Source organism: Streptomyces sp. NPDC058877 (assembly GCF_042742855.1).
Classification (GTDB): domain Bacteria; phylum Actinomycetota; class Actinomycetes; order Streptomycetales; family Streptomycetaceae; genus Streptomyces.
On sequence record NZ_JBHYMF010000071.1, the window covers coordinates 5,987 to 24,438 of the forward strand.

Annotated in this window: 16 protein-coding genes; 1 reads left to right on the forward strand and 15 read right to left on the reverse strand. The window is 71.2% G+C overall.

Translation table 11 applies throughout. The features are described from left to right. Nucleotides 1-288 precede the first annotated feature (288 nt). The 5 genes from ligA to mnmA all read right to left on the reverse strand — a co-directional run bounded on the left by ligA (nt 289) and on the right by mnmA (nt 6,024). Nucleotides 289-2,469 (reverse strand): NAD-dependent DNA ligase LigA, encoded by a 2,181-nt coding sequence (ligA, locus tag ACFW2Y_RS18265; RefSeq protein ID WP_384879860.1) that lies wholly within the window; start codon nt 2,467-2,469, stop codon nt 289-291. A 31-nt stretch (nt 2,470-2,500) separates the two neighbouring features. Next, nucleotides 2,501-3,499: a methionine synthase gene (locus ACFW2Y_RS18270; protein WP_384879862.1), complete on the reverse strand. Its 999-nt coding sequence runs from the start codon at nt 3,497-3,499 to the stop codon at nt 2,501-2,503. Between the two features lie 2 nt (nt 3,500-3,501). After that, nucleotides 3,502-4,200, reverse strand: a complete 699-nt coding sequence (locus tag ACFW2Y_RS18275; protein WP_384879865.1) for an SDR family oxidoreductase — start codon at nt 4,198-4,200, stop codon at nt 3,502-3,504. A 7-nt stretch (nt 4,201-4,207) separates the two neighbouring features. After that, nucleotides 4,208-4,747: a TIGR00730 family Rossman fold protein gene (locus tag ACFW2Y_RS18280; protein ID WP_384879868.1), complete on the reverse strand. Its 540-nt coding sequence runs from the start codon at nt 4,745-4,747 to the stop codon at nt 4,208-4,210. Between the two features lie 143 nt (nt 4,748-4,890). Next, nucleotides 4,891-6,024, reverse strand: a complete 1,134-nt coding sequence (gene mnmA, locus ACFW2Y_RS18285; protein ID WP_384879871.1) for a tRNA 2-thiouridine(34) synthase MnmA — start codon at nt 6,022-6,024, stop codon at nt 4,891-4,893. Between the two features lie 61 nt (nt 6,025-6,085). On the opposite strand from mnmA, the gene ACFW2Y_RS18290 reads away from it, so the two are divergent. Next, complete coding sequence (locus tag ACFW2Y_RS18290; RefSeq protein WP_384879926.1) at nt 6,086-6,736, forward strand: N-acetylmuramoyl-L-alanine amidase; 651 nt, start codon at nt 6,086-6,088, stop codon at nt 6,734-6,736. Here ACFW2Y_RS18290 and ACFW2Y_RS18295 read toward each other — a convergent pair. The 10 genes from ACFW2Y_RS18295 to ACFW2Y_RS18340 form a co-directional block, all read right to left on the reverse strand. Then, the gene (locus ACFW2Y_RS18295; RefSeq protein WP_384879873.1) at nt 6,729-7,892 is read right to left on the reverse strand and encodes a cysteine desulfurase family protein; all 1,164 of its coding nucleotides are present in this window, start codon (nt 7,890-7,892) and stop codon (nt 6,729-6,731) included. The two genes, ACFW2Y_RS18290 and ACFW2Y_RS18295, sit on opposite strands and share 8 nt — an antisense overlap. A gap of 168 nt (nt 7,893-8,060) precedes the next feature. Continuing rightward, complete coding sequence (locus tag ACFW2Y_RS18300) at nt 8,061-8,924, reverse strand: thioesterase family protein (RefSeq protein ID WP_384879875.1); 864 nt, start codon at nt 8,922-8,924, stop codon at nt 8,061-8,063. A gap of 23 nt (nt 8,925-8,947) precedes the next feature. Continuing rightward, complete coding sequence (locus ACFW2Y_RS18305; RefSeq protein WP_384879878.1) at nt 8,948-9,628, reverse strand: trimeric intracellular cation channel family protein; 681 nt, start codon at nt 9,626-9,628, stop codon at nt 8,948-8,950. 219 nt (nt 9,629-9,847) lie between these two features. Continuing rightward, a complete protein-coding gene (locus ACFW2Y_RS18310; protein ID WP_384879881.1) occupies nt 9,848-11,026 on the reverse strand; it encodes an ABC transporter ATP-binding protein in 1,179 nt (392 codons plus the stop codon). Beyond that, complete coding sequence (locus tag ACFW2Y_RS18315) at nt 11,023-12,156, reverse strand: ABC transporter ATP-binding protein (RefSeq protein ID WP_384879883.1); 1,134 nt, start codon at nt 12,154-12,156, stop codon at nt 11,023-11,025. Before ACFW2Y_RS18315 ends, ACFW2Y_RS18310 begins: the two co-directional genes overlap by 4 nt. Beyond that, nucleotides 12,153-13,151, reverse strand: coding sequence for an ABC transporter permease (locus ACFW2Y_RS18320; protein WP_384879886.1), 999 nt, complete (start codon nt 13,149-13,151; stop codon nt 12,153-12,155). Before ACFW2Y_RS18320 ends, ACFW2Y_RS18315 begins: the two co-directional genes overlap by 4 nt. A gap of 114 nt (nt 13,152-13,265) precedes the next feature. After that, nucleotides 13,266-15,026: an ABC transporter substrate-binding protein gene (locus ACFW2Y_RS18325; RefSeq protein ID WP_384879889.1), complete on the reverse strand. Its 1,761-nt coding sequence runs from the start codon at nt 15,024-15,026 to the stop codon at nt 13,266-13,268. Between the two features lie 111 nt (nt 15,027-15,137). Beyond that, nucleotides 15,138-16,166, reverse strand: a complete 1,029-nt coding sequence (locus ACFW2Y_RS18330) for an ABC transporter permease (protein ID WP_384879892.1) — start codon at nt 16,164-16,166, stop codon at nt 15,138-15,140. 362 nt (nt 16,167-16,528) lie between these two features. Continuing rightward, entirely contained in the window at nt 16,529-17,320 is a 792-nt protein-coding gene (locus ACFW2Y_RS18335; RefSeq protein WP_384879895.1) for an enhanced serine sensitivity protein SseB C-terminal domain-containing protein, read from the reverse strand. A 78-nt stretch (nt 17,321-17,398) separates the two neighbouring features. Beyond that, nucleotides 17,399-18,139, reverse strand: a complete 741-nt coding sequence (locus tag ACFW2Y_RS18340) for an enhanced serine sensitivity protein SseB (protein ID WP_384879898.1) — start codon at nt 18,137-18,139, stop codon at nt 17,399-17,401. Between the last annotated feature and the right edge of the window lie 313 nt (nt 18,140-18,452).

The window sequence follows — 18,452 nt, forward strand, 5'->3', positions numbered from 1 at the left end:
GTGGGGGGGGGGGGGGGGGGGGGGGGGCCCGCCCGGGGGCGGGGGGGCCCCCGGGGGGCCCCACGACCGCTGTCGGGCGACCGCTTCAGGTACGCGCGGGGCCGTTGTCCTCACGCGACGGCCCACGGGGCCCTCGCGTGAGCGTGCAGAACTGGACGCACGGCTACCAGACTAGGCCGCCGAGGGCCTCGACGGGCAGCGCTCTCCCTCTCTTGCCCGAATGCGACCTGGCCACCCGTAACCATCTGGTATGAGCCGAACGGGTGAGATTCCAGGGGCTGTCGGGGTCTACTCGGCGAGGGGGACCGCGGCCTCGCGAGCCGCCTCGGGCCCTTGTTCGAGCAGGACGGAGAAGCCTTCCTCGTTCAGAACCGGAACTTTCAGCTGCATCGCCTTGTCGTACTTGGAACCAGGGTTTTCACCGACCACGACGAAGGAAGTCTTCTTCGAAACGGAACCAGTTACCTTCGCTCCGAGCAGTTGGAGCGATTCTTTTGCGCCATCCCTGGTGAACTTTTCCAGGGTGCCGGTGACCACGACCGTGAGCCCTTCCAGCGGACGCGGCCCCTCGTCCTCGCCGGCCCCCTCGTCCTCCAGGCTGACCCCGGCGGCACGCCACTTGCGCACGATCTCGCGGTGCCACTCCTCGGAGAACCACTGCTTCACGGCGGCGGCGATGATCCCGCCGACCCCGTCGACGGCCGCCAGCTCCTCCTCGGTCGCTTGCTCGATCCGCTCCAGCGAACGGAACTCACGCGCCAGGGCCTCCGCCGCGACCGGCCCCACATGACGGATCGACAGACCGTTGATGAAACGGGCGAGCGGGCGCTCCTTGGCCGCCGCGATGTTCTCCAGCATGGCGAGGGCGTTCTTCCTGGGCTCGCCCTTCTGGTTGGCGAAGACCGTGACGATCTTCTCCTCGCCGGTCTTCGGGTCCCGCTTGGGCAGTCCGCTGTCCTGGTCGAGGACGTACGCCTTGATGGGGAGGAGCTGCTCGATGGTGAGGTCGAAGAGGTCGCCCTCGTCGGTCAGCGGCGGCTCGGCCGGCTCCAGGGGCCGGGTGAGGGCGGCGGCGGCCACGGCACCGAAGTTCTCGATGTCCAGGCACTGCCGACCGGCCAGGAAGAACAGGCGCTCGCGCAACTGGGCCGGACAGGTCCGGGCGTTCGGACAACGGAGGTCGATGTCACCCTCTTTCATCGCCTTCAGCGGCGTCCCGCACTCCGGGCACTCGACCGGCATCACGAACTCCCGCTCGGTGCCGTCCCGCAGGTCGGCGACCGGGCCGAGGATCTCCGGAATGACGTCGCCGGCCTTGCGCAGGACGACCGTGTCGCCGATCAACACGCCCTTCGCCTTCACCACCTCCTGGTTGTGGAGGGTGGCGAACTCCACCTCGGAACCGGCGACCGTGACCGGCTCCACCTGTGCGTACGGGGTGACGCGCCCGGTGCGACCGACGCCGACCTTGATGTCGATCAGCTTGGTGTTCACCTCCTCCGGCGCGTACTTCCAGGCGATCGCCCAGCGCGGGGCGCGCGCCGTGGAGCCCAACCGACCCTGGAGCGGGATCTCGTCGAGCTTGACGACGACCCCGTCGATCTCGTGCTCCACGGAGTGCCGGTTCTCCCCGAAGTGCGCGATGAACTCCCGCACCCCGTCGAGCGAGTCGACCACCTTGTTGTGCCGGGCGGTGGGCAGGCCCCACTCGTGGAGCAGTTCGTAGGTCTCCGAGAGCCGCGAGACCTCGAAGCCCTCCCGGGCACCGATGCCGTGCACGACCATGTGCAGCGGGCGGGAAGCGGTGACCTTCGGATCCTTCTGCCGCAGCGAACCCGCCGCCGCGTTCCGTGGATTGGCGAAGGGCTTGTCACCGCCCTCGACCAGGCGCGCGTTGAGCGCCTCGAAGCCCTCCATCGGGAAGTAGACCTCGCCCCGGACCTCGACGAGCTCCGGCACCCGGTCGCCGTGCAGCCGCTCGGGGACGTCCGCGATCGTGCGGACGTTGGGCGTGATGTCCTCGCCGGTGCGGCCGTCGCCGCGGGTGGCGGCCCGGGTCAGCCGCCCGTGCTCGTACGTGAGGTTCACCGCGAGGCCGTCGACCTTCAGCTCGCACAGGAAGCGGAAGTCGGACGTGCCGACGTCCCGTGCGACCCGCTCGGCCCAGGTGGCCAACTCCTCGTCGTCGAAGGCGTTGTCCAAGGAGAGCATCCGCTCCCGGTGCTGGACGGCCGTGAACTCGGTCTCGTACTGACCGGCGACCTTCTGGGTCGGCGAGTCCGGCGTCCGCAGCTCCGGATACTGCTCCTCCAGTGCTTCGAGCGCCCGCAAGAGCCCGTCGAACTCGCCGTCGCTGATGACCGGCTGGTCCTTCACGTAGTAGCGGAAGCGGTGCTCCTCGACCTGCTCGGCCAGCTCGGCGTGCTTCTCCCGTGCCTCGGCGGGCAGGGCCCCCTGCTCGACTGCCACTTCGTCCGTCCTCCCGTCCTTCGAAACCCGGTCACTCTGGGTTGTCCGCGAGCGATCTCGCCGCCCGGACGCAATGGGCGAGCGCCGCCCGGGCGTAACCGGGGGAAGCGCCCGCGAGACCGCAGGTCGGCGTGACGACCACCGACTCGGCGAGAGTCCCCGGATCCAGCCCCAGCCTGCGCCACAGCGTCCTGACACCCATGACGCTACCGCCCGGGTCTGACAATGCCGCATCGGTGGACGGAACCACACCGGTGAAGAGCTTCGTGCCCGCTTCCACCGCCTCACCGATCGACTCCTCGTCACGCTCGGTGAGCAGGCCGAAATCGAACGAGACGCCGTCGACCCCGGCCCTCCGCAGCAGCCCGAAGGGGACTTCGGGGGCGCAGGTGTGAACGGTCACGGGACCGTCGTGGACGGCGACCACGTCCCGCAGGGCGCTCTCCACGACCTGCCGGTCGACGGCCCGGTGGGTGCGGTAGCCGCTGGCGGTGCGGACCCGGCCCTGCAGCACGGCGGTGAGCGAGGGCTCGTCGAGCTGGAGGACCGGTCGGGCCCCCGGGACCCGCTTGCGCAGCTCCGCCAGGTGCGCGCGAAGGCCCTCGGCGAGGGAACCGGCCAGGTCGCGGCAGGCGCCGGTGTCACCGAGGGCGACCTCGCCGCCGCGCAGCTCCAGGGCCGCGGCGAGCGTCCACGGGCCCACGGCCTGGACCTTGAGCGGTCCCTCGTAGCCCTGGGTGAACTCCTCCAGGGCGTCGAGGTCCTCACCGAGCCAGGAACGGGCCCGGCGGGTGTCGCGACCGGGCCGGTCGCTGATCCGCCAGCCGCTCGGCTCCACGTGCGCGTACAGGTCGACGAGCATGCCGATCGTCCGGCCGATCATGTCGGCGCCGGGTCCCCGCGCGGGCAACTCGGCGAGGAACGGGAAGTCCTCGAAGGAACCAGTGACCGTCTTGGCCGCCTCGCGCGCGTCGCCGCCCGGCAGGGAGCCGACGCCGGTGGCCGAACCCCAGAGCTTCGTGTCGTCCACGCCTACCGCCCCGGACGCACGGTGAGGTCGTTGATCTCGGCGTCCCGCGGCAGGTCGATCGCGGCGAGGACCGCCGTCGCGACCGACTCGGGATCGATCCACCTCGACGGGTCGTACTCCTTGCCCTCCTGCCGGTGCACCTTCTCCTGCATGGGGCTGGCGGTGCGGCCCGGGTAGACCGAGGTCACCCGCACCCCGTTGGCGTGCTCCTCGTGGCGCAGCGAGTCCGCGAGCGCCTTGAGGCCGTGCTTGGAGGCGGCGTACGCGGCCCACTCGGCGTGCGCGTGGAGCCCGGCACCCGAGTTCACGAAGACGACGTGCCCCTGGGCGACCCGCAGTTGGGGCAGGAAGTGCCGGGTCAGCTCGGCCGGGGCGACCAGGTTGACATTCAGCTGGTGGTGCCAGGTCTTCGGGGTGAGGTCCCCGACCGGCCCGAGGTCGACGACGCCCGCGACGTGCAGCAGGCCGTCCACCCGTTCCGGGAGGCTCTGGTGCGAGAACGCCCAGGACAGCCGGTCCGGGTCGGCGAGGTCCCCGACGAGCGTCCGCGCTCCGGGGAACTGCGCGGCGAGCTCCTTGGCCCGGCCCGCGTCGCGCGCGTGGAGGACGAGTTCGTCCCCGCGCGCGTGAAGGCGGCGGGCGACGGCCGCGCCGATGCCGGAACCCGCTCCGGTGATCACATGTGTAGCCATGGGAGCCATCGTCCCATCAGCGGGAGCCGATCCCGGCCTCCAGGAACGCGAGGGCCGTCGGACCGTCGTCGGCGAAGAGGACGAGGTCGGTGAGCGGGAGGGGGAGGAAGCCTTCGGCCTCCATCCGGAGGAACTGGGCCTTGAGGCCGTCGTAGAAGCCGGCGCTGTTGAGGAGGACGACCGGCTTGGAGTGTTTGCCGTGCTTCTTCAGTTCCAGGACCTCGGTGGCCTCGTCGAGGGTGCCCGTGCCGCCGACCATGACCACGACCGCGTCGGACGTGGCGAGGAGCAGTGCCTTGCGTTCGGCGAGGTCCCCGGCGAAGAGCATCTCGTCCGCGTCCGGGCGGGCCTTGTGGGCGAGGAAGTCGACGGAGACGCCGAGCAGCCGGCCGCCCGCCTCCCGGACGCCGTCCGCGACGACCTTCATGAGCCCGGTGTCGGAGCCGCCCCAGACCAGGGTGTGGCCGGCCTTGCCGAGCAGGCCGGCGAACTCCCGGGCCGGAACGGTGTAGCGCTCGTCGAGGTCGGCGGCGGAGAGGAAGACGCAGATGTTCACGGGTCCCACCGTAGGGGTCGTGGCGGGGGGGGTCGTCAGGCGGCGGGCTCCGGCGGCCACGCCTACGACCACCGGCACTGCCGCAGCGCGGTCGGCGGCCGGTCACCCGCCGGCCGAGGCGCCGTCCTCACCGGGCCGGGCGCCTAGGCCGTGGTCGGTGCGGCCGTGCGCCGGGTGGTCGCGGCGATCGTCGCCGAGCCCACCACGCGCGTGCCGTCGTACAGGACGATCGCCTGGCCGGGCGCCACGCCGCGGACGGGCCCGTCGAAGACGACCTTCAGTGCGCCGTCCTCGATCGCCGCGCGCACCGGCGTCTCCTCGCCGTGGGCCCGGAGCTGGGCGGTGTAGCGGCCGGGGCCCTCGGGGGCGGTGCCGCACCAGCGGGGCTTGATCGCGGTGAGGGCGGTGACGTCGAGCGCCTCGGCGGGGCCGACGGTGACGGTGTTGTTCACGGGCGAGATGTCGAGGACGTAGCGGGGCTTGCCGTCGGCGGCCGGGTGGCCGATCCGCAGGCCCTTGCGCTGGCCGATGGTGAAGCCGTACGCGCCCTCGTGGGTGCCGACCTTCGTGCCGGCCTCGTCGACGATGTCGCCCTCCGCCTTGCCCAGGCGGGCGGCGAGGAAGCCCTGGGTGTCGCCGTCGGCGATGAAGCAGATGTCGTGGCTGTCGGGCTTCTTGGCGACCGCGAGCCCCCGCCGCTCGGCCTCGGCCCGGATCTCGTCCTTGGTGGTGAGGGTGTCGCCCAGGGGGAACATGGCGTGCGCGAGCTGCTTCTCGTCGAGGACGCCGAGGACGTACGACTGGTCCTTGGCCATGTCGGAGGCGCGGTGCAACTCTCGGGTGCCGTCCTCGCGGAGGACGACGGTGGCGTAGTGGCCGGTGCAGACCGCGTCGAAGCCGAGGGCGAGGGCTTTGTCGAGCAGCGCCGCGAACTTGATCTTCTCGTTGCAGCGCAGGCACGGGTTGGGCGTGCGGCCGGCCTCGTACTCGGCGACGAAGTCGTCGACGACGTCCTCGCGGAAGCGCTCGGCGAGGTCCCACACGTAGAAGGGGATCCCGATGACGTCGGCCGCCCGACGTGCGTCGCGCGAGTCCTCGATCGTGCAGCAGCCGCGCGCTCCGGTGCGGAAGGACTGCGGGTTCGCGGAGAGGGCGAGGTGCACGCCGGTGACGTCGTGACCGGCTTCGGCGGCACGGGCGGCGGCGACGGCGGAGTCCACTCCGCCCGACATGGCGGCGAGGACGCGGAGGGGGCGCGGGGGCGGAGTCTGAGTCATAGCCCTACCAGGGTACGGGGCGCCGGGAACCGCGGTCGTGGCGGTGAGCGTTCTCCACGACATGGGCAGCAAGTCGAACAGGGGTGTGGGACGGCGGGCCGTGCTGTGGGGCGGTGCAGCCGCCGCAGTGGGCACGGTGGCGCTGGCCGGGGACGAGCTGGAGCGCTTCTGGTGGCGGCTTCCGGGGGTGCAGAGGAAGAGGGTCGAGGGGGAGCTGGATCACGAGGGTGCCGAGTGGACGTCGGCGGCGCGGGCCAACTGGCGGCGGGCCGACCGGCCGGATGACTACCCGATCGACCGGGTGGTGATCCACGTCGTCCAGGGAAGCTACGCGACCGCGCTGAAGGTCTTCAAGAATCCGGGGCACGGGGCCGCCGCGCACTACGTGGTCCGCAGGGACGGGCACGTGGCGCAGATGATCCGGGAGCTCGACGTCGCCTTCCACGCCGGCAACCGCGACATGAACGAGCGCAGCATCGGCATCGAGCACGAGGGCTACGTCGACCGGCCGCAGGACTTCACGGCGGCGATGTACGCGGGGTCGGCGCAGCTGACGGCAGACATCTGCGCCCGGTACGGGATACCCGTGGACCGGGAGCACATCATCGGGCACGTGGAGGTCGCGGGCACCGACCACACCGATCCCGGTCCGCACTGGGACTGGGACCGCTATCTGACGCTCGTGCGGAAGGAGCGCGCGCTGCTCAGCTGAGCCCGGCGGTGCGGGCGCGCTCGACGGCGGGGCCGATGGCCCCGGCGACCGCGGCCACGTCCTCCTGGGTGGAGGTGTGGCCGAGGGAGAAGCGCAGGGTGCCCCGGGCCAGGTCCGGATCGGTGCCGGTGGCGAGCAGGACGTGACTGGGCTGGGCGATGCCGGCGGTGCAGGCGGAGCCGGTGGAACAGGCGATGCCGGCCGCGTCGAGCAGCAGGAGCAGGGAGTCGCCCTCGCAGCCGGGGAAGGTGAAGTGCGCATTGGCGGGGAGCCGGTCCACCGGATCTCCCCCGAGGATCGCGTCGGGGACGACCGTGCGGATGGCGCTGACGAGCGCGTCGCGCAGGGCGCCGACCTCCCGGGCGAAGTCCTCCTGGCCCTCGGTGGCGAGCCGGGCGGCGACGGCGAAGGCCGCGACGGCGGGGACGTCGAGGGTGCCGGAGCGGACGTGCCGTTCCTGGCCGCCGCCGTGCAGCACGGGCACGGGGGTGTGCTCGCGGCCCAGGAGGAGGGCACCGATGCCGTAGGGGCCGCCGATCTTGTGTCCGGAAACCGTCATGGCGGCGAGTCCGGAGGCGGCGAAGTCGACCGGAACCTGCCCCACGGCCTGGACGGCGTCGGCGTGGAGGGGGACGTCGAACTCAGCTGCGACGTCGGCGAGCTGACGGACCGGCATGAGGGTGCCGATCTCGTTGTTGGCCCACATGACGGTGGCCAGGGCGACGGACTCGGGATCGCGGGCGATCGCCTCGCGCAGGGCCTCGGCGTGCACCCGGCCGTGGCGGTCGACCGGGAGGTACTCGACGGTGGCGCCCTCGTGGGTGGCGAGCCAGTCGACGGCGTCGAGGACGGCGTGGTGCTCGACCGGGCTCGCCAGGACGCGGGTGCGGCGGGGGTCGGCGTCGCACCGGGACCAGTACAGGCCCTTCACGGCGAGGTTGTCCGCCTCCGTGCCGCCGGAGGTGAGGACGACCTCGCTCGGTCGTGCGCCGAGTGCGGCGGCGAGGGTCTCGCGCCCCTCCTCGACGGTCCGCCGGGCCCGCCGTCCGGCGGCGTGCAGGGAGGAGGCGTTGCCCGTGACGGCGAGCTGGGCGGTCATCGCCTCGATCGCCTCGGGCAGCATGGGCGTGGTCGCGGCGTGGTCGAGGTAAGCCATGGTGGGTCGATTCTACGAGCCCGGGTACGGCGGCCCGGCGCCCGGCCCGTTCTTGCCGGTGGCCGACCCGTACGTCCCGGCCGCCCGGGGAGCGGCCGCCCCCGCCCGACCGCCCGGGAGCAGGGCCGGCGGAGGCCCCGGCGGGCCGGGCGGCGGTCGTGCGGCGGTTCAGTCGCGCGGGGCGCGGGCCAGTTGACGGGACTGGGCGACCAGACGACCGGCGCTGTCCCAGACGTCGGCGTCCTCCTCCAGGAAACCGCCGGCGAGGTTCCGGGTGGTGATCGAGACCCGCAGTGGTCCGGGGGCCGGGCGGCAGCGGACGTGCGTGGTCAGCTCGACGGTCGGGGTCCAGCCCTTGAGGCCCAGCTCGAAGGAGGTCGGCGGCAGGGCGTCGACCGCGAGCAGGAGCGAGAGGGCGTCGGGCTCGCGGCCGTCGGCCAGGCCGAACCAGGCCCGCATCTCGCCCTTGCCGGAGGGGGCTCCGACCGCCCAGCCGACGCAGGCCGGATCGAGGCGGAGGTCGAGCCGGTCGGCGATGGCGGAGGAGCCGGGGATCCTCGGGGCGGGGTTGTCGGCGGCGCTGAAGCAGTTCTCGATCGGCGCCATCGCCGGGGGCGTCGCGGAGGTGCGGACGTCTTCGGTGAGGGCGTCGAGGTCGCCGTACGAGGCGAGGACGCGGATGCGTTCGACCTCGGTGCCGTCCTCGGCGTACTGGAAGAGCGAGGCCTGCCCGGTGGAGAGGGTGCGACCGGTGCGGACGGTCTGGGTCCTGATCACCGCGGGTCCGGGCACGGAGGGCGTGAGGTAGTGCGCCGAGATCGTGAACGGGTCGGGGTGCGGGAGGTGGTCACCGAGGGCGCGGCCGAGCAGTGCGAGGAGGTAGCCGCCGTTGACGGCTTGGATGATCGTCCAGCCGGCGGAGAGGTCGGCGTCGTAGACGCCCGGTTCCCGAAGGGTGACGGCGGTGTCGCGGTCGAACTCGCTCGATGCGGCGACGGCCGCGGCGGGGCTCGTCTCGGTGCTCGTGCTCATGCCGCCGACGGTACAGCAGGAAACTACTGAGCGGTAGCTTTTTCGACGTCCTCCTCGCGGGCGGCGGAGCGACGGTTCCAGGCGCGCGGGGCGCGCCAGTGGTAGCGCATCGCGAGGAGACGGAGCGTGAAGGCGGTGAGCACGGCGGCGCCGCTGGTGAAGGCGTTGAGCACGTCGAAGCGGATGCAGAGCACCACCATCGTCGCGCCCACGATCGCCGGCACGGCGTACAGGTCGCGGTCCCAGCGCAGCAGCGACGGGACCTCGTTCGCCAGCACGTCCCGCAGGACACCGCCGCCGACGGCCGTCGCCAGGCCGAGCGCGGCGGAGGAGGTGAGGCCGAGGCCGTACTCGTACGCCTTCGTCGTACCGGTCACGCAGAAGAGTCCCAGCCCCGCGGCGTCGAAGACGTTGACGGCGGTCTGGGTGCGCTCGACCTCCGGGTGGAGGAAGAAGACCAGGACCGCCGCGATCAGCGGCATCAGGAAGTAGCCGAGGTCCGTGAAGGCGGCGGGGGGTACGGCGCCGATGATCAGGTCGCGGAAGAGGCCGCCGCCGAGGGCGGTGACCTCCGCGAGGACGGCGATGCCGAAGACGTCGAAGTTCTTGCGGACGGCGAGGAGGGCGCCCGAGATGGCGAAGACGAAGATGCCGACGAGGTCGAGGGCGTGTTGTACCGAGGGGGTGAACAGTTCGTGGAGCACCGCCCCATTGTCCCGTTGCTTCCCGGTGGGCCCGTCCGCGGTCCCACCGGTGCCGGCACGCAGGAGGGGCGCCCCGGGAAGAAGGCCCGCCACGGGAGGGGCGGGGACGGGGAAGCGTGCGCCGCGGAGGAGGGCGGGCTCGACGTCCCCTCCCCCCCCGTGCGGGGAAGCAGTGGGGCCCCGTCGCCGTCCGGCGGCGGGGCCCCGCGGGCGGTCCCGTCAGGCCTTCGGCGCGTCGCCCTCGGCACCGGCCTCGGTGGGCCCGGCCTCGGTGGGCCCGGCCTCGGTGGGCCCGGCCTCCGGAGCGGTCTGTGCCGGCTCCTCGGCGGCAGCCGCGTCCTCCGGCTTCTTCGTGAGGGCGATGTCCACCGGTCGGCGGGCCTCCGGGACGGTCACGCCCTCCTGCTCCTCCGGGTGGTGGCAGGCCACGCGCTGCCCCGGGCGGAGCTCCAGGAGCGCGGGCTCCTGGGTCCGGCACAGGTCCGTCGCCTTCCAGCAACGGGTGTGGAAGCGGCAGCCCGGCGGCGGGGCGATCGGGGACGGCACGTCGCCCTTGAGCAGGATGCGCTCGCTCTTCGCTCCCCGGCGGCGCGGGTCCGGGATCGGCACCGCGGACATCAGGGCCCGGGTGTACGGGTGCAGGGGCGCCTCGTACAGGGACTTGCGGTCCGCCAGCTCCACGATCTTGCCCAGGTACATCACCGCGATGCGGTCCGAGACGTGCCGGACGACCGACAGGTCGTGGGCGATGAACACATAGGTGAGGCCCAGCTCGTCCTGGAGGTCGTCCAGGAGGTTGACGACCTGCGCCTGGATGGAGACGTCGAGGGCGGAGACCGGCTCGTCCGCGACGACGAGCTTCGGCTTGAGGGCGAGCGCGCGGGCGATGCCGATGCGCTGGCGCTGGCCGCCGGAGAACTCGTGCGGGTAGCGGTTGTAGTGCTCCGGGTTCAGGCCCACCAGGCCGAGGAGGCGCTGGACCTCCTTCTTCACGCCGCCCTCGGGCTCGACGCCCTGGAGCCGGAAGGGAGCCGAGACGATCGAGCCGACCGTGTGGCGCGGGTTCAGCGAGCCGTACGGGTCCTGGAAGATCATCTGCACGTCCCGGCGCAGCGGACGCATCTGTGCCACCCCGAGGTGGGAGATGTCCGTGCCCTGGAACTCGATGCTGCCGCCGGTCGGTTCGAGGAGACGGGTGATCAGCCGTCCCATCGTGGACTTGCCGCAGCCGGACTCGCCGACGACGCCGAGGGTCTCACCGGGGTAGACCTCGAAGTCGAGCCCGTCGACCGCCTTGACCGCGCCGGACTGACGCTGGAGCAGGCCCTTCCGGATGGGGAAGTGCTTCTGCAGGCCGCTGACCTTGAGCAGGGGCTCGGTGCTCTTGTTGTCGCTCACAGCTTCGGCGCAATCTCTTCGGTCCAGATGCGGGTGCGCTCCTCCTGCGACATGTGGCAGGCCGAGTAGTGGCCGCTGCCGATCTCCAGCAGTTCGGGGCGCACGGTCCGGGTGATGCCGTCCTTCGGCACGTCCGCGTAGGGGCAGCGCGGGTTGAAGGCACAGCCGCTGGGGACGTTGATGAGGCTGGGCGGGTTGCCCTTGACGGGGATCAGGCGCTCGGTCTGCTCCCGGTCGATGCGGGGCATGGAGCCGAGCAGGCCCCAGGTGTAGGGGTGCTGCGGCTCGTAGAAGACGTCCTCGGCGGAGCCGCGCTCCACGCACCGGCCGCCGTACATCACCAGGATGTCGTCGGCGATCTCGGCGACCACGCCGAGGTCGTGGGTGATGATGATGACCGCGGAGCCGAACTCCTTCTGCAGGTCCCGGATCAGGTCGAGGATCTGGGCCTGGACCGTCACGTCGAGCGCGGTGGTCGGTTCGTCGGCGATGAGCAGCTCGGGGTTGTTGACCAGCGCCATCGCGATCATCGCGCGCTGGCGCATGCCGCCGGAGAACTCGTGCGGGTAGTTGTCGAACCGCTTGGCCGGCTCCGGGATGCCCACCCGGTCGAGCAGCTCGACGGCCCGCTTGCGCGCGGTCTTCTTGTCGACGTCGTGGTGGACCCGGTAGGCCTCCACGATCTGGTGCCCCACCGTGTAGTAGGGGTGCATCGCGGACAGCGGGTCCTGGAAGATCATCGCCATCTCGCGGCCGCGCATCCGGCGCACGGTGTCCGCGTCGGCGGAGAGCAGCTCGCGTCCGTTGAGCCAGATCTCGCCGGAGATCCGGGCCTTCTGCCGGCCGTACTGGCCGACCGTGTGGAGGCCCATGATGCCGAGCGAGGTGACCGACTTGCCGGAGCCGGACTCGCCCACGATGCCGAGGGTCTTGCCCTTCTCCAGCTGGAAGGTGATGCCGTCCACCGACTTCACCAGGCCGTCGTCGGTCGGGAAGTGGATCTTCAGGTCGCGCACGTCCAGGAAGGCGTTGGACGGGGCGTCCTGCGACACGGCCCGTTCCACCGCGCGGCCCTCGGCCGGGGAGGTCTCGTCGAGCGCCGCGCCGGTCTTCGACAGCTTGTCCGTCATGCGAGCCTCACTCGGGGGTCGATCACCGCGTACAGCAGGTCCACCAGGAGGTTGGCGATGACCACGCAGGCGGCCGTGATGAGGGTGACCGCGAGGATCACCGGGAGGTCGCGGTCACTGACCGCCTTGAAGGCGGCGTTGCCGAGCCCGGAGAGGTTGAACGCGGTCTCGGTCAGGACCGCGCCGCCGACGAGGGCGCCCAGGTCCATGCCGAAGATGGTCAGGATGGGGGTCATGGTGGAGCGCATGGCGTGCTTGCCGAGCACCACCGGCTCGGTAAGGCCCTTGGCGCGGGCCGTGCGGATGTAGTCCTCGCCGAGCACCTCCAGCATGGTGGCGCGGGTGAGCCGGGCGTACATCGCCGCGTACAGGAAGGCCAGGGTCACCCAGGGGAGCAGGAGGCCCATGAACCACTCGCCCGCGGACTCGGAGATCGGCACGTACTTGGCGTCGAGCCAGCCGAGCTGGGTGCGGAAGAGGAACATCGACAGCATGGCCGTGAAGTAGATGGGGAGCGAGACGCCGGCCAGGGCGGTGACCATCGCGGCCCGGTCGACGAGCGTGCCCCGCTTGAGTGCGGAGACGACGCCGGTGGAGACGCCGATCACCAGCCAGACGACGGCCGCGCCGAGGACCATGGAGAGGGTGACCGGTACCCGGTCGACCAGCATCGTCCAGACGTCCTGCTCGGTCTTGAAGGAGTAGCCGAAGCACGGGGCCGCACAGTGGATGGTGTCGCCGCCGCCCGTGTAGTCACGGCCGACGAAGATGCCGGAGACGAAGTGCCAGAACTGCACCAGGATCGGCTCGTCCAGGCCCAGCTTCTGCCGGACGCCCTCGATGGAGGCAGGATCCGCCTGCTTGCCGACGAACATCGCGGCAGGGTCGCTGCCGGTCAGCTTGGGAATGAGGAAGAAGATGCTGAGCGTCACGAACGTGACGACGAGCAGCATCAGCACGACGGCGATCAACCGTCGGATTATGTATGCAAGCATGCGGTCGGCCGGGCGGGGGCCGGAACGCCCTCTCGGACGTCCCGGCCCCCGCGCACGGCCATCACCTGCCCTTCGGACCTGGCGGCGGGTGGTGCGCCGGTGAAGCGGGTCGGATTACTTGACGACGCCGAGCGACGCGTAGTCGTAGCGGCCGTTGTAGGCGTCGGCCGTGTAGACGTTGGTCAGTCGCGAACCGCGCCAGATGATGTTCTTCTCGTGGGTGAAGGGCAGGTAGACCGCGGCCTCCGAGACCTTCGTGTTGATCTGCTTGTAGAGCTCGCCGGCCTTGTTCGGGTCGGTCTCCTTGAGGGCCTGGTCGAACAGGCCGTTGATGGCCGGGTCGTTCAGCTCGGCGAAGTTGTTGTTGCCGGACTGGAGGATGAAGCGGCCGTCGACGAGCGGCTGCAGGAAGCCCTGGCCGGTCGGGAAGTCGGCGCCCCAGCCCATGATGATGATGCCGTAGCCCTTCTCCTTGACCGTCTTCGGCGAACCGATGATGCCGGAGGTCTGGGCGCCGTCGAACTGGTCGATCTGGGCGTCGATGCCGACGGCCTTCAGGGCCTGCTGCATCGACTCGGCGGTGGCGATCTCGACCGGCTTGTTGTTGCGGACCGCGATCGTGGTCTTGAAGCCGTCCGGCTTGCCGCACTTCTTCAGCGCGTCCTTGGCCTTGGCCAGGTCCGGGGCGCCGCTGAGCTTGCCGTACGGGTCGTCCTTCGGGTCGGCGCCCTTGATCGCCGGCGGCAGCATGTTGGAGGCGATGTCGCCACCGGCCTGCGGGCCGCCGCGGGCGGTCTGCAGGGACTTGGTGTCGGCCGCGTAGATCATGGCCTTGCGGCACTCGATGTTCGGCGTGACCGTCTGCGGGAAGACCGCGTAGCGGATGAAGCCGGTCTGCGGGTTGTCGACGTTGCCCTTGTACTGCTGGAGCACCTTCTGGCGGGCCGCGCTGCCGACGCCGGTGGCGTTGATGTCGAGGTCGTACTCGCCCTCGATCAGGCGGTTGTCCATGTCGTCGGAGTTCGTGGTGAACGTGACGCTGACCTTGTCCGGCAGGGCCTTGCGGACGGTGTCCGTCTTGGCGTCCCACTTGTCGTTGCGGACGAGGAGGATGGACTTGTTGGGGGTGTACTCCTGCCACTTGTACGGGCCGGAGGAGAAGGGCTTCAGGCCGTACTTGGCGCCGGTGTCCTTGTCGGCGCGGACCGGGGAGGCGGAGGGCATGGCCAGCATCTGCAGGAAGTCACCGTTGGCGACCGGCAGCTTGAAGACGATGGTCTTGTCGTCCGGGGTCTCGATCGCCTTCAGGCCCAGCTTGTCGGCGCTGGTGTCCTTGTAGGGGCCCTGGTACTCGCCCTTGGGGTCGAGGACCTGCTGGAGGTAGATCGGGCCGCCGGAGATGACGTCCTGGGCCCAGATGCGCTCGATGCCGTACTTGATGTCCTTGGAGGTGATCGGCTTGCCGTCCTCCCAGGCCACTCCGTCCTTCAGGGTGAAGGTGTAGGTGAGGCCGTCCTCCGAGACCGTGCCGGTGTCGGTGGCGAGGTCCGAGACCAGCTCGGTGGAGGCGGCGCCCGGCTCGGCCTTGAAGGTGACCAGCTGACGGGCGTAGTAGCGGGAGAAGTCCCACATGAAGCCGTAGTAACCGCGCTGCGGGTCCCACGAGTCGGCCTCCTGCGAGCCGATGAACTTCAGCTCGCCGCCCTTCTTGTCCGAGGCGTTGAGGACCTTGTTCACCCCGCCGTTGAAGGCGAGGTCGCCGCCCTTGCCCGTGTCGTCGCCGCCCTTGCCGCCGCCACAGGCGGTCGTGACGACCATGGTGGCCGCGGCGAGCAGCGCACCCGCGGCAATTCTGCGCTGAGAGCTCTTGAGCATGGGTCCAGCAACCTCCGGGTTAGTGGCGGGCCTTGGAGTGATTCCGCCGTTTTGGGGATGAGCCTCCTGTCGCCAGCGGCAGGGGCGGGTCTTGCGTGTCGTCGGCGAACGTCAGCGGGAGCCCTTCGGGTCGAACGCGTCGCGCACGCCGTCGCCGAAGAGGTTGAACGCCAGGACGGTGATGAAGATGGCGAGGCCGGGGATCACCATGAACAGCGGGTCCGACTCATAGGTGTTCACGGCCTTCGAGAGCATCTGTCCCCACGAGGCGGTGGGCGGCTTGACACCCGCACCGAGGAAGCTGAGCGCCGCTTCGGTGAGGATGTTGGTGGGGATCATCAGGGTCGAGTAGACCGTGATCGGCGCGACCAGGTTGGGCAGCAGCTCGCGCACCAGGATGTAGAAGCGGCCGGCTCCCAGGCTCTGGGCGGCCTCGACGTACTCGCGGTTGCGCAGGCTGAGCGTCTGGGCCCGGACGATGCGTCCGATGTAGGGCCAGCCGAAGAAGCCGATCACCAGGACCAGGGCGGCGATGCGGACACCCGAACCGTCCAGGCCGAGGAGCTCGTTGGGGAGCACCGAGACCAGGGCGATGGTGAAGAGCAGCTGCGGGAAGGCCAGCATCACGTCCATGATGCGGCTGAGGACCGCGTCGATCCAACCGCCGAAGAAGCCGGCGACGATGCCGAGGAGCGTGCCGAGGAAGACCGCGAAGAGGGCGGCGAGGAAGGCCACGAGCAGCGAGATCCGTGCGCCGTAGACGATCCGGCTGAAGACATCGCGGCCGTTGACGGGCTCGACGCCGAACAGGAAGTCGGCGTTGATGCCGCCCCAGGAACCGACCGGGGTGCCGAACAGCGGGTCGATCTGGTCCTCGTGGAACTCGTCCGGCGGGTGGCCCAGCAGGGCGACGATCACCGGCGCGAAGATCGCGACGAAGACGAGGAAGACGACGACGCACGCGCCCGCGAGGGCCAACTTGTCGCGCTTGAGCCGGTTCCAGGCGATCTTGAGCGGCGAGCGCCCTTCGATCGCCTTGCCGGGAGTACCGGAGTTGTCCGGAGTGCCGGGAGCGTCGGGCTCGCCGTCGACGGTGGCGGTCGCCTCGCCCGCACTCGTCTCGTGCAGTGGTGCCGTCATCGTGCTGAGGACCCCTCTCGGCCGCCGGTAGCCGGCCCTTGCCCGCCGCGGATAGCGGCTCGGTGGAACAACCCTGCAGGGCACCGGCCCGAAAGCGGCCGAACGCCCGGTGTTCCGGGGAGTCTTCAATGTGCTCACGATCACCCGCCAGACCTGACGGGGAATGTTTGCTCAAACGTGATGCGGTGCTGCGACTTCCGTTATCCGGACGTCGTGACCACGTGAGCGGACCAACCGGGGCTCTCTTCCGCGCAATCGGACATGTCACTCAACCAGTGCCGTGAGCTGACCAATTGGGGTGAACGAAGGCCTCCGGAGTGGGTTCCGGAGGCCTTCGGCGACAAGGGCGCGGGGGTGACGTCTCAGTATCCGGACGGCGCCGGCGGCGGATATCCGTACCCCGGGGCGGCGGCCGGTCCGCGCCCGCCGTGCGCCTCGCGGTCGTAGAACGGCCGCGCGTTGGCCCGCAGCCACAGCGCGACCGGGTCGTACGCGTCGGAGAGCGCGACCGTCGAGACGGGCAGGCCCTCGGGCACCGCACCGATCGACTGGCGCATCATCGAGCGGACGGTGTCGACGGCCGCCGGGGAGGTGTCGTAGAGGTCGAGGCCGATGACCAGGTACGCGGAACCGAGTGCAGGCTGCACCCATCCGCGGCGCAAGGACCGGATGACCGGGGTGCGGTGCGCGTTCTGCGTGAGCAGGGCGTAGAACTGCGGGATCTCCAGGGCGGGCTCGGTGACGCGCAGCGGCCCGGCCGGCATCCGGTCGAGACCGGTGGCGATCCGACGGAGGTCGGCCCAGGGAATGCCCACGCCGCCGCCCGGGGCGTGCGGATTGAGCCAGATGCCCCAGCGGTCCGGATAGAGGGCACGGGCGATCTCGCGGCCGGTGACGCGCTCATGGGCCCGGTTCCAGCCGGCGACGGCGAACTCCTGGGCGGAGGTGACGCAGGGCGCGTAGCCGTAGCCGTCGACCTCCATGTTCCCGTACTGGGCGTCGGGCGAGCCGGGTGCGCCCTGCCAGAGCAGCATCCAGAGCTCGCCGTCCACCAGGGCGTGCAGCAACTGCTCGTACGCGTCGTAGCGTCCGGGTGCCACCTGGCGCAGCATGTGCTCGACCTGTCCGGTCGCAGCGGTGCCTGACGCGCTCACCCTCGGTCCCGCCCCTCTTCCGTCCACCACGTACGTCTGTCCAGCAATCGAGTCGGTCCAGCTTAAACAGGATGCCGCTCACACGCCGGCGCGCTGGTAGAAGGGGCGCACCCGCTCCACCATCCAGTCGCCGACCGGGTCCTGCGCCACGTCCAGCAGGATGAGGTTGACCGGCCAGGCGACCTCGACGCGGCCGAGCGCCCGGCCCAGGGCGTCCAGGGGGGCGGTGCGGTCGGCGCCCTCCCAGTGGGAGAGCTGGACGCCGATGAAGAGGGCCGGTTCGGTGCCCTCGACGCTGGCGAGGGCACGGCGGGCGGTGGTGACGACGCCGACGGCCTCGAACTCGGCGGAGGCGGCGGCGAGGAAGTCGACCGGGTCGTCCTGCCAGTCGGGTTCGAAGAGCCGGACGCGTCCGCCGCTGGCGGGGCCGTCGAGCGGGGTGCGCCCGGCGCGGCAGAGTTCGGCGACGGCGGGCGGGGGCAGCGGGACGCCGACGGTGCCGCCGGGGTTCAGGGCGATGCCGAGCTGCGGGGGCAGACCGCGGGCCAAGTCGCGGGCCGGGGCCACGGTGAACGACATGTGGTCACCCACGCAGGCGAGGAACTGCTGCTCGGAGCTGAAGACGGGGACGTAGGCCACGCCGTCGATCTCCATGGTGGCGAGGTCGAGGTCGCGGCTCTCCGGGCCGCCGCCGTTGGGCAGGGGGACCCAGACCTGGCTGCGCCCCAACGCCTCGACCAGTCGGCCGCCGGCCTCCGAGTTGCCGAGTGAGGCGGCAAGGACCTCTTCGAGCTCATTGCCCGGCCACGTCACGTCCACGGTCGCCTTTCCCCTCTCGCACGGCCTGCCGCACCGGCCGCCGGGCAGCACCCTAACGCCGCCCCGGCACCGGCGTGGCCAAAAGGGAAGGGTACGGGCGTCCCCGGACGTGCGGGACACCGCCCGTGCCCCGCGCCCCTCGCCACCACCGCTCGACGGCCGCACGGGCGGCCCCGCCGGGGCTCCGAGGGCGTACTCGGGGGCGGCGGCCCGCCGGGAAGGCCACGAGAAGACCGTGCACGGCCGCTCCGGGGCGCTCCGGGGTGCTCCAAAGCGGTCCTCGCCGTCCGGATCCCCCGGTTGCTCCGTCGGG

Bases quoted from the DNA above. Each gene is read 5' to 3' on its own strand.
- ACFW2Y_RS18275 (WP_384879865.1), bottom strand. From the start codon at position 4,200: ATGGCTCCCATGGCTACACATGTGATCACCGGAGCGGGTTCCGGCATC.
- mnmA (WP_384879871.1), bottom strand. From the start codon at position 6,024: ATGACTCAGACTCCGCCCCCGCGCCCCCTCCGCGTCCTCGCCGCCATG.
- ACFW2Y_RS18290 (WP_384879926.1), top strand. From the start codon at position 6,086: ATGGGCAGCAAGTCGAACAGGGGTGTGGGACGGCGGGCCGTGCTGTGG.
- ACFW2Y_RS18295 (WP_384879873.1), bottom strand. From the start codon at position 7,892: ATGGCTTACCTCGACCACGCCGCGACCACGCCCATGCTGCCCGAGGCG.
- ACFW2Y_RS18300 (WP_384879875.1), bottom strand. From the start codon at position 8,924: ATGAGCACGAGCACCGAGACGAGCCCCGCCGCGGCCGTCGCCGCATCG.
- ACFW2Y_RS18315 (WP_384879883.1), bottom strand. From the start codon at position 12,156: ATGACGGACAAGCTGTCGAAGACCGGCGCGGCGCTCGACGAGACCTCC.
- ACFW2Y_RS18320 (WP_384879886.1), bottom strand. From the start codon at position 13,151: ATGCTTGCATACATAATCCGACGGTTGATCGCCGTCGTGCTGATGCTG.
- ACFW2Y_RS18325 (WP_384879889.1), bottom strand. From the start codon at position 15,026: ATGCTCAAGAGCTCTCAGCGCAGAATTGCCGCGGGTGCGCTGCTCGCC.
- ACFW2Y_RS18330 (WP_384879892.1), bottom strand. From the start codon at position 16,166: ATGACGGCACCACTGCACGAGACGAGTGCGGGCGAGGCGACCGCCACC.